General features: G+C 68.0%; 14 protein-coding genes. 12 read left to right on the plus strand and 2 right to left on the minus strand.

Features of this window, described 5'->3' with window-relative positions:
* Positions 1–96: 96 nt before the first annotated feature.
* From prfB to zipA, 8 genes are all read left to right on the plus strand, one after another.
* A protein-coding gene (prfB, locus tag RHOOR92_RS0110195) for a peptide chain release factor 2 (RefSeq protein ID WP_099047132.1) occupies positions 97–1,222 on the plus strand; the annotation gives its coding sequence in 2 pieces (ribosomal slippage) (positions 97–171 and positions 173–1,222; 1,125 coding nt in all).
* 41 nt (positions 1,223–1,263) lie between these two features.
* On the plus strand, positions 1,264–1,590 hold the full coding sequence (locus RHOOR92_RS0110200) for a hypothetical protein (protein ID WP_015447556.1): 327 nt from the start codon (positions 1,264–1,266) through the stop codon (positions 1,588–1,590).
* A 95-nt stretch (positions 1,591–1,685) separates the two neighbouring features.
* Positions 1,686–3,218: a lysine--tRNA ligase gene (gene lysS / locus RHOOR92_RS0110205; protein WP_027490177.1), complete on the plus strand. Its 1,533-nt coding sequence runs from the start codon at positions 1,686–1,688 to the stop codon at positions 3,216–3,218.
* A 46-nt stretch (positions 3,219–3,264) separates the two neighbouring features.
* On the plus strand, positions 3,265–3,711 hold the full coding sequence (locus RHOOR92_RS18665) for a hotdog domain-containing protein (RefSeq protein WP_231378363.1): 447 nt from the start codon (positions 3,265–3,267) through the stop codon (positions 3,709–3,711).
* Between the two features lie 51 nt (positions 3,712–3,762).
* Positions 3,763–4,065, plus strand: coding sequence for a YciI family protein (locus tag RHOOR92_RS0110215; protein WP_007508445.1), 303 nt, complete (start codon positions 3,763–3,765; stop codon positions 4,063–4,065).
* Positions 4,066–4,073: 8 nt separating this feature from the next.
* Positions 4,074–4,319, plus strand: coding sequence for a BolA family protein (locus RHOOR92_RS0110220; protein ID WP_015447559.1), 246 nt, complete (start codon positions 4,074–4,076; stop codon positions 4,317–4,319).
* 136 nt (positions 4,320–4,455) lie between these two features.
* On the plus strand, positions 4,456–7,965 hold the full coding sequence (gene smc, locus RHOOR92_RS0110225; RefSeq protein ID WP_027490178.1) for a chromosome segregation protein SMC: 3,510 nt from the start codon (positions 4,456–4,458) through the stop codon (positions 7,963–7,965).
* 11 nt (positions 7,966–7,976) lie between these two features.
* Complete coding sequence (gene zipA, locus RHOOR92_RS0110230; RefSeq protein WP_007508438.1) at positions 7,977–8,957, plus strand: cell division protein ZipA; 981 nt, start codon at positions 7,977–7,979, stop codon at positions 8,955–8,957.
* 8 nt (positions 8,958–8,965) lie between these two features.
* On the opposite strand, the gene msrA is transcribed toward zipA, so the two are convergent.
* Positions 8,966–9,475: a peptide-methionine (S)-S-oxide reductase MsrA gene (msrA, locus tag RHOOR92_RS0110235; protein WP_027490179.1), complete on the minus strand. Its 510-nt coding sequence runs from the start codon at positions 9,473–9,475 to the stop codon at positions 8,966–8,968.
* Positions 9,472–9,921 carry a peptide-methionine (R)-S-oxide reductase MsrB gene (msrB, locus tag RHOOR92_RS0110240; protein ID WP_015447561.1) on the minus strand — a complete coding sequence of 150 codons (450 nt, stop codon included), beginning with the start codon at positions 9,919–9,921 and terminating at the stop codon, positions 9,472–9,474. Before msrB ends, msrA begins: the two co-directional genes overlap by 4 nt.
* A 357-nt stretch (positions 9,922–10,278) precedes the next feature.
* Here msrB and lexA point away from each other — a divergent pair, with 357 nt between their 5' ends.
* The 4 genes from lexA to RHOOR92_RS0110260 are packed head-to-tail and all read left to right on the plus strand — an operon-like array spanning position 10,279 to position 16,015.
* On the plus strand, positions 10,279–10,899 hold the full coding sequence (gene lexA / locus RHOOR92_RS0110245; protein ID WP_027490180.1) for a transcriptional repressor LexA: 621 nt from the start codon (positions 10,279–10,281) through the stop codon (positions 10,897–10,899).
* Positions 10,899–11,522 (plus strand): translesion DNA synthesis-associated protein ImuA, encoded by a 624-nt coding sequence (gene imuA, locus RHOOR92_RS0110250; protein ID WP_027490181.1) that lies wholly within the window; start codon positions 10,899–10,901, stop codon positions 11,520–11,522. The genes lexA and imuA overlap by 1 nt, the downstream gene beginning before the upstream one ends.
* A gap of 12 nt (positions 11,523–11,534) precedes the next feature.
* The gene (locus RHOOR92_RS0110255) at positions 11,535–12,938 is read left to right on the plus strand and encodes a DNA polymerase Y family protein (RefSeq protein ID WP_027490182.1); all 1,404 of its coding nucleotides are present in this window, start codon (positions 11,535–11,537) and stop codon (positions 12,936–12,938) included.
* Positions 12,935–16,015, plus strand: coding sequence for an error-prone DNA polymerase (locus RHOOR92_RS0110260; protein ID WP_027490183.1), 3,081 nt, complete (start codon positions 12,935–12,937; stop codon positions 16,013–16,015). The genes RHOOR92_RS0110255 and RHOOR92_RS0110260 overlap by 4 nt, the downstream gene beginning before the upstream one ends.
* The last annotated feature ends 30 nt before the right edge of the window (positions 16,016–16,045 follow it).

Genomic DNA, 16,045 nt, shown 5'->3' on the forward strand with positions numbered 1-16,045 from the left:
GACACCATGATCAGTCGTGTCGCTGCTGGCGCGGCGGTGCGTCCGCACGGGGGCGTCTGTTATCCTAGAGCGCTTGCATCCAACCCTGATACCGACATGATCGAGACCAATCCCATCCATGCGCAGATCGCCGACCTTCGTGGCCGGGTCGAGTCGCTTAGGGGGTATCTTTGACTACGCTGCGAAAAGCGAGCGTCTGGAAGAAGTAACCCGTGAACTGGAAAGCCCCACCGTGTGGGACGACCCGGCACGCGCGCAGGAACTGGGCCGCGAGCGTGCCCGCCTGCACACCATCGTCCACGGCATCGACACGCTGACTGCCGGGCTGAATGACGCCGGCGACCTGCTGGAGATGGCGATCGCCGACGGCGACGACGACACTGCGCGATCGGTGACCGACGACCTGGCCAAGCTCGAGGCACAGGTCGGCAAGCTGGAGTTCCAGCGCATGTTCTCCGGCAAGATGGACGCGATGAACGCGTTCGTCGACATCCAGGCCGGCGCCGGCGGCACCGAGGCGCAGGACTGGGCCGAGATGCTGCTGCGCATGTACCTGCGCTGGTGCGAATCGCGCGGCTGGAAGACCGAGTTGATGGAGGTCAGCGGCGGCGACGTGGCCGGCATCAAGTCCGCCACGTTCCGCGTGGAAGGCGATTACGCCTACGGCTGGCTGAAGACCGAGATCGGCGTGCACCGGCTGGTGCGCAAGAGCCCGTTCGATTCGGACAACCGCCGGCATACCAGCTTCACTTCGGTATTCGTCTCGCCGGAAGTCGACGACGACATCGACATCGAGATCAACCCGGCCGACCTGCGGACCGACGTCTACCGTTCGTCCGGTGCCGGCGGCCAGCACGTCAACAAGACCGAGTCGGCGGTGCGCATCACGCATATCCCGACCAACACCGTGGTGGCCTGCCAGACCGGCCGCAGCCAGCACCAGAACCGCGACACCGCGATGAAGATGCTGGCCGCCAAGCTGTACGAACTGGAGATCCAGAAGCGCAATGCCGAGAAGGATGCGCTGGAAGCGACCAAGTCCGACATCGGCTGGGGCAGCCAGATCCGCAACTACGTGCTCGACCAGAGCCGCATCAAGGATCTGCGCACCGGCATCGAGCGTTCGGACACCCAGAAGGTGCTGGACGGCGACCTCGACGAGTTCATCGAGGCGAGCCTGAAATCCGGCCTCGAAGCCGGTGCCAAGCGCGCCGATGCGTAACGCCTGATTCCTTCCGCTCCGCCCACTGACGAGGTGCCCGCATGAACAGCCAGAAGATCTGCGCGATCCTGATCACCTTTGCCGCGCTGGCGGCGTTCGGCGCGGCAGCGCAGTCGCAGCAAGGCAGTGCCGGCCAGGGCATCAAGCAGGATGCCAAGGCGGTCGGCCACGGCGTCGCCGATGGCGCCCGGGATGTCGGCCACGCCACCAAGCATGTCGCCAAGAAGATCGGGCATGGCGCGAAGGAGGCCGGCACCGGCATCGGCCACGGCGCGAAGAAGGCCGGCATCGCCGTCGGTCATGGCGCACGCGAGGGCTGGGACGCCACCAAGCACGCGGTGAAGCAGGTGTTCGGCAAGGACGGTTGAGTACCTGCGGGCACGCCGCTTTTTCCCTGACCCATCACTGGCACATCCACGAGACATTCGCTGCCCGGCGCACGCCGGCAGCCACGGAACCATCCATGAGCGAAGCGACCGATACCCAGCCCGTCGACGAGAACAAGCCGGACGTCAATCGACTCGTTGCCGAGCGTCGCGAGAAACTGAAGGCGCTGCGCGGGCACGGCATTGCGTTCCCGAACGACTTCAAGGTCGACAGCTTCGCCGGTGATTTGCAGGCCGAGTTCGCCGACAAGGACGTGCACACGGCCGAGGCGGTCGAGGCTGCGGTGCGCCGGGTGAAGATGGCCGGGCGCATCGTGCTCAAGCGCGTGCAGGGCAAGGTCAGCTTCGTGCAGCTGCAGGATTTCAGCGGGCGCATCCAGCTGTTCATCCACCAGGGCACGTTGGGCGAGGCCTACGAGGCGTTCAAGGGCTGGGACGTGGGTGACATCGTGGGCGCCGAAGGCGTGCTGATGCGCACCAAGACCGGCGAGCTTTCCGTCCGGGTCGACCGGCTGCGCCTGCTGACCAAGAGCCTGCGCCCGCTGCCGGACAAGTTCCATGGTCTGGCCGACGTGGAGCAGCGCTATCGCCAGCGTTACGTCGACCTGATCGTCACCGAGGAGGCGCGGCGCACCTTCATGCTGCGCTCGAAGATCATCGGCTTCATGCGCCAGTGGCTGGAAGCGCCGTCGCGCCGCTTCATGGAAGTGGAGACGCCGATGATGCACGTGATTCCCGGCGGTGCCACGGCCAAGCCGTTCGTCACCCATCACAACGCGCTGGATCTGGACCTGTACCTGCGCGTGGCGCCGGAGCTTTATCTCAAGCGCCTGGTGGTCGGCGGCTTCGACCGCGTCTACGAGATCAACCGCAACTTCCGCAACGAGGGCGTGTCGACCCGGCACAACCCCGAATTCACCATGCTGGAGCTGTACCAGGCCTACGCCACCTATCACGAGATCATGGACCTCACCGAAGCGGTGATCCGCGATACCGCTCAGGCCGTGCTGGGCACCACGCAGCTGGAGTGGGACGGCGCCGCGATCGACGTCGGCCCGACCTTCCGCCGCTGGCGCATGGAGGATGCTGTGCTGGAGCACAACCCCGGCATCAAGCGCGAGGAACTGCGCGACCGCGCGGCGATGGCCGCGCACGCCAAGCGGCTCGGCGTGCAAGTCAAGGACAACTACGGCTGGGGCAAGCTGTTGCTGGAAATCTTCGAGAAGACCGTCGAACACACCCTGATCCAGCCCACCTTCATCACCGACCATCCGGTGGAGGTGTCGCCGCTGGCGCGCGAGAGCGACACCGACAAGGGCATCACCGACCGCTTCGAGCTGTTCGTCGGCGGCAAGGAGATCGCCAATGGTTTCTCCGAGTTGAATGACCCGGAGGACCAGGCCGCGCGCTTCCAGGCCCAGGTCGACGCCAAGGACGCCGGCGACGACGAGGCGATGCATTTCGACGCCGACTACATCCGCGCACTGGAAGTGGGCCTGCCGCCCACTGGCGGGCTCGGCATCGGCATCGACCGGCTGGTGATGCTGCTGACCGGCTCGTCCTCGATCCGCGACGTGCTGCTGTTTCCGTACATGCGGCCGGAGGCGTGAGTGTCGACACGCCCGCGCTGCAGGACCTGGCCGCACCCGACGGCGTTTGCTACGGCTGTGCGGCAGCGCCCATCCGCATGGCCTGCACATCAAGAGCCACTGGCACGAGGACGGCGTGCACGTGGTGAGCACCCATCTGCCGGGCGCCGATTTCCACGGGTGGCCGGGGCTGGTCTACGGTGGCCTGATCGCGATGCTGGTGGACTGCCATTCCAATTGGACCGCGATGGCCTACCACTACCGTGCCGAGCATCGCGCGCCGGACAGCAAGCCGCGCATCGACTGCGTCACCGGCAGTCTCGGCATCAGGTTCCTCAAACCCACGCCGATGGACGTGCCGTTGACGCTGAAGGCACGCGTCGAGGGCGAGGTCGGGCGCAAGACCCGCGTGCTGTGCGAGGTTTACGCCGGCGAGGTGATGACCGCGCTGGGCGATTCGGTCTTCGTGCGCGTCGACACGGCGCAGCTGGCTGCGGCCGCGCGGAACGCCTGAGCGGCGGCGTGGGTTAAACTTGCGGTTTCGCCGAAGCCCGGAGCCTGCATCATGTGGTTTGCCATCCTCGGAACGGACGTTGCCGACTCGCTGGAGAAGCGCAAGGGCGTGCGTCCGGCGCATATCGCGCGCTTGCAGGCGCTGCTGGACGAGGGGCGGCTGTTCGTGGCCGGCGCGTTCCCGGCGATCGAGTCCGAAGATCCGGGCCCGGCCGGCTTCAGCGGCAGCCTGATCCTGGCCGAGTTCCCGTCGCTGGCCGAGGCCCGCGCCTGGGCCGATGCCGACCCCTATGTGGCGGCTGGCGTCTATGCCGAGGTGCAGATCAAGCCGTTCCGCAAGGCCTTGCCGGTGTGAGCGAGGCGATGATCGAACAAATCCGCCAGCGCCTGACCCAGGCCCTGGCGCCGACCGAGCTGGAAATCGTCGACGAAGGCCACCTGCATGCCGGGCATGCCGGCGAGGGCAGGGGCCATTTCCACGTGCGCATCGTCAGCCCCGCGTTCGCCGGGCTGTTGCCGATCCGCCGCCATCGCCTGGTTTATGCGGCGCTGGACGGGCTGATGGATAACGGAATCCACGCACTGTCAATCGACGCAAAAAACAAATAGCTTTCAAACAATAAGTTATATTGAATCCTTCAGCTATTACTTCATGCGGAAACGCATTGCAGCGCCGTCCCGCGTTTGGCACAGTGACTTGTCGCCCGGACTGTGCGGGCACTACCGATGACCCATTGATGACCGCATGCGCCTGACCACGATCAAACTCGCCGGTTTCAAGTCCTTCGTGGACCCGACCACCCTGCACCTGCCGAGCAACATGATCGGCGTGGTCGGCCCGAACGGTTGCGGCAAATCCAACATCATCGACGCGATCCGCTGGGTGATGGGCGAGAGTGCGGCCAGCCGCCTGCGCGGCGATTCGCTGACCGACGTGATCTTCTCCGGCTCCAACACGCGCAAGCCGGTGGGGCAGGCCACGGTCGAGCTGATCTTCGACAACGCCGACGGCTCGATCCAGGGCGAGTACGGCCAGTACGCCGAGATCTCGGTGAAGCGCCAGGTTACCCGCGACGGCCAGTCCGCCTATTTCCTCAACGGCGCGCGCTGCCGCCGACGCGACATCACCGACCTGTTCCTCGGCACCGGCCTCGGCCCGCGCAGCTACTCGATCATCGAGCAGGGCATGATCAGCCAGATCATCGAGGCGCACCCGGAAGAACTGCGCACGCACCTGGAAGAGGCCGCCGGCATCTCCAAGTACAAGGAACGCCGCAAGGAAACCGAGAGCCGCATCAAGGCCACCCGCGAAAACCTCGACCGCGTGCGCGACGTGCGCGACGAGGTGGACAAGCAGCTCGAACACCTGAACCGCCAGGCCCGTGCGGCCGAACGCTGGAAGGCCTTGAAGGAAGAGCAGACGCGCAAGGAAGCCGAGTTGCGCGCGCTGGAATACCGCGGCCTGAAGAGCCAGCACGACGGCGAAGGCGAAGTGCTCTCCGCCGCCGAGATCGAGATCGAGAAGCAGCTGGCCGGCCAGCGCCAGATCGAGGCGCAACTGGAAAGCGTGCGCGAGCGCCACACCGACGCCAGCGAACACCTGAACGCGGTACAGGCCGAGGTGTACAAGGTCGGCGCCGAGATTGCCCGGGTCGAGCAGCAGGTTCGCTACAACAAGGAAACCGCCGATCGCCTGCAGCGCGCCCACGGCGATGCCGAGCGCGAGCACGCCGAGCTGGCCGCGCACATCGCCACCGACCGCGAGCAGGTCGAGGTGCTGCGCCTGGCGCTGGCCGAAGGCGAGCCGAAACTCGAGGCCCTGCAGCAGTTGCAGGACGACACCATCGAAGTTCAGCGCAGCACCGAGGCGAAGCTGGCCGACTGGCAGCAGCGCTGGGACAGCCACACCCGCAACGCCGGCGAATCCAACCGCGCGGCCGAGGTGGAACGCACCAAGCTCAACTATCTCGATCGCCAGGCGATCGACCTGTCGCGTCGGCGTGAGGCGCTGGAAGCGGAGCAGAAGGCCACCGACGTGGCCGCGCTGGACGCCGCCGGCCAGCAACTGGTCGAGGAACACGAAACCCAGCGCGAGCGCGTCGAGACGCTGGGCGGTCTGCTCGACCAGCACAAGTCCAGTCACGAGAAGGTGCTGGAGGAAGAGCGCCAGGTGCAGTCGGCGCTGAACGAGGCGCGCCAGCAGCTGCAGGCCGCGCGCGGTCGGCAGGCCTCGCTGGAGGCGCTGCAGCACGCCGCACTGGGCCAGGAAGAAAACGCCGCCAGCGGCTGGCTGGCCCGCCTCGGATTGAACAAGTCACGCCGCCTCGGCGAATCGCTGCAAGTCGAAAACGGCTGGGAAACCGCCGTCGAAACCGCCTTGAGTGGTTTCCTCGACAGCGTGCTGGTGGACGGCTCGCACGCGCTGGCCGCCGAATTCGCGGCGCTGGAGAGCGCCGACGTGGCGCTGCTCGACGCCGCCGACGGTGGCGCCCATACCGCCGGCACGCTGGCCGCGCACGTGCGCGGTCCGGCGGCGGCACTGACCATCCTCGGCCACGTACTCACCGCCGAGTCGCTGGACGACGCGCACCGGCAGGTGGCCTCGTTGTCCGCGCTGGCGCCGTACCAGTCGGTAATCACGCGTAGCGGCGAATGGCTGGGCCCGGGCTGGGCGCGCGTGCGCCGTGCGCAGGGCAGTCAGGTCGGCGTGCTGGCGCGTGAGCGCGAGTTGCGCCTGCTGGCCGAACAGGTCGCCGCGCTGGAAGCGCAACTGGAAGCATCTGGCGAGCGCCTCGACGCGCTGCGCATCAGCAAGTTCGAGGCCGAGCGCGCCCGCGACGACGCGCAGCGCGAGCTGTACAACGCGCATCGCCGCCAGTCGGAACTGGCCGGCCAGTTGCAGGGTCACCGCGGCAAGCTGGAAACCGCCCGCGCCCGCGCCGAAAAGGTCAATGGCGAGCTGAACGACTTGGCGGGCCAGCTCGACGAATTGCAGAGCCAGACCCGCGAGGCGCGTGCGCGGCTGGACGAATCGGTTGGCCTGATGGGCGACCTGGAAGACCAGCGTCGCGAACTGGAAAACGAACGCCGCGCGCTGCTCGAAGCGCGCGAAGAAGCGCGCATGAACGCACGCGAGGCCGCCGAGCAGTCGCATGCGCTGGCGCTGGCGCTGGAGTCGAAGCGATCCTCGCTGAGCTCGCTGGAGCAGGCGCTGGGCCGCATGGACGCCCAGTTGCGCCAGATCGAGGCGCGTCGCAACGAGATCACCGAACAGCTCGCCGCCGGCTCCGATCCGATCGCCGAACTCGAAGCCGAACGGCAGGCTTACCTGGACCAGCGCCTGCTGGTCGACAAGCAACTGGTCGAGGCGCGCCGCGCGCTGGAAGACTGCGACGTCGAATTCCGCAAGCTGGAGCAGCAGCGGCATCTGGCGGAGCAGGGCCTGGCCAGCCTGCGCGAGGGCCTGTCCGAGAAGCGCCTCGCCGCGCAGGCGCTGCAGCTGCGCGCCGAGCAGCTGGCCGAGGCGATCGGCGCGTCCGGCCTGGCGCTGGAAACCCTGCTGGCCGAACTGGCCGAGGACATCGACGCCAGCCAGTGGCGCGCGCAGCTCGGCGACATCGGCCAGAAGATTGCGCGGCTGGAGCCGGTGAACCTCGCCGCGATCCAGGAACATGCCGAGCAGAGCGAGCGCAAGACCTACCTGGACAACCAGCTGGCCGATCTGGTCAGTGCGATGGAGACGCTGGAAGGCGCGATCAAGAAGATCGACCGCGAGACCCGCCAGCGCTTCAAGGAAACCTTCGACAAGGTCAACGCCGGCGTGCAGGAACTGTTCCCGCGCCTGTTCGGCGGCGGCCATGCCTACCTGGAACTGACCGGCGACGACCTGCTCAATACCGGCGTGTCGATCATGGCGCGGCCGCCGGGCAAGCGCGTATCCAACATCACCCTGCTGTCCGGCGGCGAGAAGGCGCTGACCGCGGTGTCGCTGGTGTTCGCGATCTTCAGCCTCAATCCGGCGCCGTTCTGCCTGCTCGACGAGGTGGACGCGCCGCTGGACGAGGCGAACGTGGGACGCTTCTCCAGCATGGTGCGCGAGATGAGCGAGAAGGTGCAGTTCATCTTCATCAGCCACAACAAGGCGACGATGGAAGCGGCCACCCAGCTGTGCGGCGTGACCATGCGCGAGCCCGGCGTGTCGCGGCTGGTGCAGGTGGACCTGGCCGAAGCGGCTAAACTGGCGGGAGCTGCCTGAAGGAACCGATGATGACGATTGCCTTTGCCTGGAACCCTGCCGTCGGCGTCCCGATGCTGATCGTCGGGGTGATCGTGCTGGCGCTGATCTGGCTGTTCGGTCAGCCGAAGAAGGAACAGGGCAGGCGCAGGACAGTGATGGACCCGCACGCTGGCGAGCGCCGCGAACCTACCCTGGGCGAACCGGGCAGCGAGCCGGTTGCGGGTGAACCGTTCATCGGCGATGCGCGGCCACAGCAGGGCGAACTCGAGGTGGGGCTGCGCGAGGAACTCGAACGGCTGGGCGCCACCCTGTCCGGCGAGCGCGCCAAGGCTCCGCTACCCGCCGCGGCACCGAGGGGCAGGCCCAGGCAGCAACCCAAGCTGGCCGACCATGTCGCCTCGATCATCGATGCTCTGCGCGCACCCAGTTCCGGCGAGCCGGTAGTCGCGGCGGACCTCTCGCCCGCCGCAGAGGAAGCTCCCGCGCCGGCGACGGCGTCCGTGGCCACGCCAGCCTCCGGAATACCGCCGCGCTCCGACCTTGGCCGCCGCCCACCCCAGCTGCCGGTGGAGCGCATCGTCACCTTGTTCGTGGTGGCCCGCGACGGCGGGCGTTTCCACGGGCCGGACCTCGTCGTCGCTGCCGAGAAAGCCGGCCTGGAATTCGGCGACATGGGCATCTACCACCGCCTGGTCGACGGCAAGCGCGAGCTGGGGCCGATCTTCAGTGTCGCCAACATGCTCAAGCCCGGCAATTTCGACTTGGCACGGCTGGATGCCTTGCGCACGCCCGGGGTGAGCTTCTTCATGACTCTGCCGGCACCGCTGCCTGCGCTGGACGCGTGGGATGCCATGCTGCCCACGGCGCAACGGTTGGCCGAACTGCTGGACGGCCAGGTGCTGGACGAGGAGCGCAATGCGCTCGGCCGCCAGCGCATCGCCCACATCCGCGACCAGTTGCGCGGCTGGGATCGCGACCACGAAGGCAAGGAAATCATCTTCGGGCGCTGATGCCCCGGTCAGCCGGCCTTCTGGCGGCGGGGCAGTTTCCAGCCCGGCCGGATGAAGTGGCAGGTGTAGCCGTCGGGATAGCGTTCCAGGTAGTCCTGGTGCTCCGGCTCGGCTTCCCAGAAATCGCCAGCCGGCGCCACTTCCGTCACCACCTTGCCGGGCCACAGGCCCGAGGCGTCGACGTCGGCAATGGTGTCCTCGGCGATCCGCCTCTGCTCCTCGGACGTGTAGAAGATCGCCGAGCGATAGGAACTGCCGCGGTCGTTGCCCTGCCGGTTCGGCGTGGACGGGTCGTGGATCTGGAAGAAGAATTCCAGCAGCGCGCGATAGCCGATACGCGCTGGATCGAACACGATCTCGATCGCCTCGGCGTGGCTGCCATGGTTGCGATAAGTTGCATTCGGCACGTCGCCGCCGCTGTAGCCGACCCGGGTCGAGACGACGCCGTCCTGGCGGCGGATCAGGTCCTGCATGCCCCAGAAACAGCCGCCGGCCAGGATGGCGCGTTCGGTACTCATCGCACGTCCTCTACCTGGTCCAGGTAGTCGCCATAGCCTTCGGCCGCCATGTCGTCGCGGTGGACGAAGCGCAGCGAGGCCGAGTTGATGCAGTAGCGCAAGCCGCCGCGATCGGCCGGGCCGTCGGAGAAGACGTGGCCGAGGTGGCTGTCGCCGTGCACCGAGCGCACTTCGGTGCGGATCATGCCGTGCGAGGCGTCGCGCCGTTCGTGGACGTGGGCCGGCTCGATCGGCCGGGTGAAGCTGGGCCAGCCGCAGCCCGATTCGAACTTGTCGGTCGAGGCGAACAGCGGCTCGCCCGACACGACATCGACGTAGATGCCTGGTTCCTGGTTGTGCAGGTATTCGCCGGTGCCGGGACGCTCCGTGCCGCTCTGCTGGGTGACCCGGTACTGTTCGGTGCTGAGCCGCGACAACACCTCGGGGTTCCTGGTGTAACGGGGCATGCGGAGCCTCCTGTCGTGATTCGGATACAGGTGGAAGATGGCTGTTCCTGCACGCTTATCAAGGCAGCCGGGGGAAACGCCGGAAGAAGAGGGCACGTCTGATTCTCCTGCGATCCCGGGCTTCGCGGAACAGGTGCGTGCCGCAGGTTGGCTGTCGCATGCGCATATGCGCGAGGGGCGGGCAGGGCAGCGGGCCGCCCTCTCATTCCTTGAGATGGCGACGGGTGACGCTGGAGTCCGCCTCACCTTCGAAACTGGATGCGATTGCTTCGCCAAGCCGTTGATCCATCGGGGTGCTACGGCGTGGTTTTTCTTTTACTCTCGATTTTCACCTGTTTAGGTGAAACTATACGGACCATGACCATCCAGATCACCCAGCGCCAGTCGAACGTTCTTGCCTTCATCCGTGCGCGGATCGAGCGCGATGGACAGTCGCCCACTCTCGAGGAAATTGGCGAGGCATTGGGCATCGACAGCGTCAGCGCGGTGCTCAAGCACGTGCGTTCCCTTGAAGCGAAAGGCCGGCTGACCCTCGAACCCCATCGCGCCCGCGGTATCCGGCTGGTGCGCGAGCCCGATCCGATGGATGCGGACACGCTGGAGCTGCCGCTGATCGGTCGCATCGCGGCCGGCGAACCGCTGTTTTCGGAGGCGCGGGTCGATCGCCGCCTGCGTGTTTCGCGCGCGCTGTTCCGACTGCGCCCGGACTACCTGGTGAAAGTGGTCGGCGATTCGATGCGCGGGGAGGGCATTTTCGACGGCGACCTGGTGGCGGTGCACGCCACGCCGGTGGCCCGCCACGGCCAAGTGGTGGCCGCGCGCGTGGGCGGGGACCGTTTCACGATCAAGCGGCTGTACTGGAAAGGCGACATGGTGCGCCTGCTGCCCAACAGTCCGGGCTTTCGTCCGATCGACGTGGATCCCACCGAGGATTTCGCGATCGAAGGCCTGTTCGCCGGCTTGCTGCGGGGCAGTTGATGAACGCCGTGGTTCCCCTTTCCGCCTTGCTCGATGCGCGTCAGGTTTGGCGGGGGCACGCTGCCGGGGTTCCGGCCGGTAACCAGCCCACCGGGTGGCGCGCACTCGATGCCCTGCTGCCTGAAGGCGGCTGGCCCGATGCGTCGCTGTCGGAGATCCTGCTGCCCGTCGATGGCGTGGGCGAACTCCGCCTGGTGCTGCCCACGCTGGCGCGATTGACCCGAAGCCGGCGCAACGTGGTGATCGTATCGCCGCCATATGCGCCATGCGTCGCCGGCTGGCGGCAGCAGGGCGTCGACATGCGCCGGGTGGACATCATCGATGCCGTCGAAAAGGACGTGCTCTGGGCCACCGAGCAATGCCTGCGCTCGGGAAGCTGTGCCGCGGTGCTGGCGTGGCCGCGGCGGGCCGACGATCGCGCCTTGCGCCGGCTGCAGGTGGCGGCGACCAGCGGGCAGGCGCTCGCCTTCGTGTTCCGCGACCGCTCCCATCTTTCCAACGCATCACCGGCCGCGCTGCGGCTGGAACTGGAAGCCTTGCCGCGGCCGCAGTTATGGGTGCGCAAATGCCGCGGCGGGGCCGTGCCCACCCGGCCCGTTTCGCTGGCGCGTCTTGCCGGTTGATGGTGGCCGGACATGCTCTGGGCCTGCATCAACCTGCCGCATCTGGCCATGGACGGGATCCTGCGACGCCATCCCGTGACGGGTCCGTTGGTGCTCGTCGACGGGCCGGCCAACGCCCGCACGATCGTTGCGGCCAATGAACCTGCCCATGCCGCAGGCCTGCATGTCGGGCAGCGACTGAGCGCCGCCCAGGCGCTGCTGTCCCAGTTCGAGGCGATGGCGTACGAGCGCGAATCGGCGGACCGCTGGCACCGGTTCCTGGCTGCCGTGGCCTATCGCTACAGCTCCGAGGTCAGCCTGCTGCCGCATGCGATCGTGCTGGAGGTCAGCCGCAGCATGGGCCTGTTCGGGCCGTGGCCACGGCTGGAGGCGATGCTGCGGGCGGATTTCACCGCACTGGGGTTCCGCCATCGGCTGGCCGCGGCGCCGACGCCCCATGCCGCGCAGGTGCTGGCCACGGTGGCCGATGGCCAGGCGGTGCAGGGCGCCGACGCGCTGCGCCGCGCCCTGCAGGGAGTGCCCCTGGCCGCTAGCGGCCTGCCAGCGGCGGCCATCGCCGCGCTGCCGGGCATGGGTATTCGCCGCCTGGGCCAGTTGCTGGCGTTACCGCGGGATGGCCTGCGCCGGCGCTTCGGCGCGGAGCTGCCGGCGGCGCTGGAACGCCTGACCGGCGAGCGCCCGCCCGGCCTGGAGTCGTATCGCCCGCCGGACGTCTTCGACCTGCGCATCGAATTGCTGCATGAGGTGGAGAACCGGTCCGCGCTGGTCTTTCCGCTGCGGCGCATGGTCGATGACCTGGCCGCCTATCTCGCCGGCCGCGATGGAGGCGTGCAGCGTTTCCTGCTGCGCCTGGAACATCGCGAAGGGCGCTGTACCGATGTGCCGGTGGGGCTGCTGGCGCCGGAGCGTGATGGCGCGCTGCTGTTCGAGTTCGCACGGGGCCGGCTGGAACACGTCGTGCTTCCCGCGCCGGTGCTGGCGCTGCGCCTGCTCGCGCGCGAGCTGCCGGCGTTCGTGCCCGCCGGGCGTGACCTGTTCGACGAGCGGCCGGCGAATGCGCTGCCGCTCGGGCAACTGTGCGAGCGCCTGCGCGCACGGCTGGGCGAGCGGGCGGTCTACCGGCTGGGCGGCACCACCGACCCGCGCCCCGAACGCGCCCAGGCCGTGGCCGAAGGCGACCACGGCCACGACGAGCCGTCGCCGCGACCCACCTGGCTGCTGGCGCATCCGGTTCCCCTGCGTGGCCCGCCGCCACGCATCCTCGCCGGCCCCGAGCGGCTGGAAACCGGCTGGTGGGATGGTGCCGAAGCCTGCCGCGACTATTACGTGGTCGAGACCTCGCTCGGCCAGCGGGCGTGGGCATTTTGCCCGCCCGGCGAGCAGGACGGCTGGATGTTGCAGGGCTGGTTCGCATGAACGACTACGCCGAACTGCATTGCCTGTCCGATTTCTCCTTCGGCCGCGGCGCCTCGAGCGCGGCCGAGCTGTTCGAGCGCGCCAGGGCCTGCGGCTACCGCGCCCTGGCAATCACCGACGAGTGTTCGCTCGCCGGCATCGTGCGCGCGTACCAGGCCTCGAACGAAACCGGCCTGAAGTTGATCGTGGGCGCCGAGTTCCAGCTCGCGGATGGCCCGAAGCTGGTGCTGCTCTGCGGGAATCGGCAGGGCTATGCCGGGCTCTGCCGGCTGATTACGCGCGGGCGCCGGGCCTCGGAAAAGGGCAGGTACCGGCTTGCCTGCGCGGACCTGCATGGCGGGTTGCCGGGCACGCTGGCCTTGTGGATGCCGGCGCCGCAACCGGACATCGCCCACGGCCGCTGGTTGCGCGAGACGTTCGGCGATCGCGCATGGCTGGCGGTGGAACTGCACCGCGGCCCCGACGATGCCGCGCGCCTGCGCGAACTGCAGGCGCTTGGCCGTGCCGTGGGCCTTCCGCTGGTGGCCAGCGGCGACGTGCACATGCACGTGCGCCGGCGCTTGGCCCTGCAGCACACGCTCACCGCGATCCGCCATCGCGTGCCGGTCGCCGAGGCCGGGGCGCTGATCTTCCGCAATGGCGAACGGCACCTGCGCCGATGCGACGTGCTGGCCGGGATCTATCCCGAAGCCCTGTTGCAGGAAAGCGTGCGCATCGCCGAACGCTGCACCTTCCAGCTGGACGAACTTGCCTATCGTTACCCGACGGAACTGGTGCCACCAGGCCACACGCCGACGAGCTGGCTGCGCCAGCTGGCGGAGGAGGGCCTGCGCTGGCGCTGGCCGCAGGGTGCCAGCGACAAGGTGCGCCGGCTGGTGAAGGAAGAACTGGCGCTGATCGCGTCGAAGCAGTACGAGGCCTTCTTCCTTACCGTGCACGACATCGTCCGCTTCGCGCGTGGCCAGGGCATCCTCTGCCAGGGCCGCGGCTCGGCGGCCAATTCCGCGGTGTGTTTCGCGCTGGGCGTGACCGAGGTGGACCCGGAGGTCAACCACCTGCTGGTGGCGCGCTTCATCAGCGAGGACCGCGACGAGCCGCCCGACATCGACGTCGATTTCGAGCACGAGCGGCGCGAGGAAGTCATCCAGTACGTCTACCGCAAGTACGGCCGCGAGCGCGCCGCGCTGGCCGCCACCGTGATCTGCTACCGCGGCCGCAGCGCTGTGCGCGACGTGGCCTGGGCGCTGGGCCTGCCGCCGGACCAGGTCGGCCGGCTCAGCGACGTGTTTGCGCGCGGCTGGGGCGACAGCAAGGCTGACGAACGGTTGCGCGAACAGGGCTTCGATCCGGACAGCCCGCTCATTCGCCGCGTGCTGAAGCTCACCGGAGAGCTGCTCGGCATGCCGCGGCACCTGTCGCAACATGTCGGCGGCTTCGTGATCTCCGATGCCCCGCTGAGCGAGATGGTACCGGTGGAAAACGCGGCGATGCCAGGGCGCACGGTGATCCAGTGGGACAAGGACGACCTCGACTGCATGCGCATGCTGAAGATCGATTGCCTGGCGCTGGGCATGCTGACCTGCCTGCGCAAGTGCTTCGCGTTGCTGGAAAGCACGCATGGCGTGACCAGGACCATCGCGACGATCGAGCCGGATGACGCGGCGACCTATGCAATGATCCGGCGCGCCGATACCGTCGGCGTCTTCCAGATCGAAAGCCGCGCGCAGATGGCGATGCTGCCGCGGCATCGGCCAGCGAATTTCTACGACCTGGTGATCCAGGTGGCGATCGTGCGGCCGGGCCCGATCCAGGGCGACATGGTGCACCCGTACCTGCGCCGCCGGAACGGCGAGGAGCCGGTCGACTATCCGTCGCCGGCATTCAGGGATGTGCTGGAACGCACGCTCGGCGTGCCGCTGTTTCAGGAACAGGTGATGAAGCTGGCCATGGTGGCCGCCGACTTCACCGATGGCGAGGCCGACCAGCTGCGTCGTTCGATGGCCGCATGGAAGCGTCACGGCGGGCTGGAGCCGCATCGCGAGAAACTGGTGCAGGGCATGCTGAGGAACGGCTACACGGCGGCATTCGCCGCGCGCATCTTCGAGCAGATCAAGGGCTTTGGTTCCTACGGTTTCCCCGAATCGCACGCGGCCAGTTTCGCCAACCTGGTCTACGCCTCGTGCTGGCTGAAATGTCATTACCCCGCGGCGTTCGCCTGCGCGCTACTCAATGCGCAGCCGATGGGTTTCTACGGACCGAGCCAGATCGTGCAGGACGTGCGACGTCATTGCGTCGCGGTGCGCCCGGTGGATGTGCGTTTCAGTGACTGGGACTGCACGCTGGGACCGGACCCGCGCGGCCATGCCGAGGCGCGCGCGATCCGGCTGGGCCTGCGCATGGTTCGTGGGTGTTCCGAAGCGGCAGCGCTTCGCCTGATGGCCGCGCGCCGGCAGCAGCCGTTCGCCGACGTCACCGACCTGTGCGTGCGATCCGGCCTCGATCGCCGTCACCAGGAGCTGCTGGCCGATGCGGCAGCCTTGCGCGGGCTGGCCGGCCATCGCCATCGCGCACGCTGGACGGTGGCCGGCGTCGAGGCGCAACTGCCGCTGTTCGGCAACACCAGTCCGGCCGAGTGGGCCGTGACCCTGCCGCTGCCGACGCAGGCCGAGGACACGCTGGCGGATTATGCGCGGGTCGGCCTCAGCCTGGGCGTGCATCCGCTGCGGCAGATCCGCGCCCGCCTGGACGCGGCGCGCTGCATCGACGGCAAGGTCCTGCGTCGGCAGCCGCACCACAGCCACGTGCGTGTGGCCGGGCTGGTGACGTCGCGACAGCAACCGCAAACCGCCAGCGGCATCATCTTCGTGACGCTGGAGGACGAGCACGGCCTGATCAACGTCATCGTGTGGCGGCAGGTGGCCGAAACCCAGCGCCGTGCGCTGCTGCAGGCGCGGTTGCTGGCAGTGGAAGGGCAGTGGGAGAACGTCGAGGGCGTCCGTCACCTGGTCGCGCACCGGCTGCAGGACCTCACCCCGCTGTTGGGCACGCTGGATGCGCGCTCGCGGGACTTCCACTGAGTTCGTCGCGGCTCCCCCGTCGTTGACCCG

Origin of the sequence: Rhodanobacter sp. OR92, assembly GCF_000427545.1 — a bacterium.
Lineage (GTDB): Bacteria > Pseudomonadota > Gammaproteobacteria > Xanthomonadales > Rhodanobacteraceae > Rhodanobacter > Rhodanobacter denitrificans.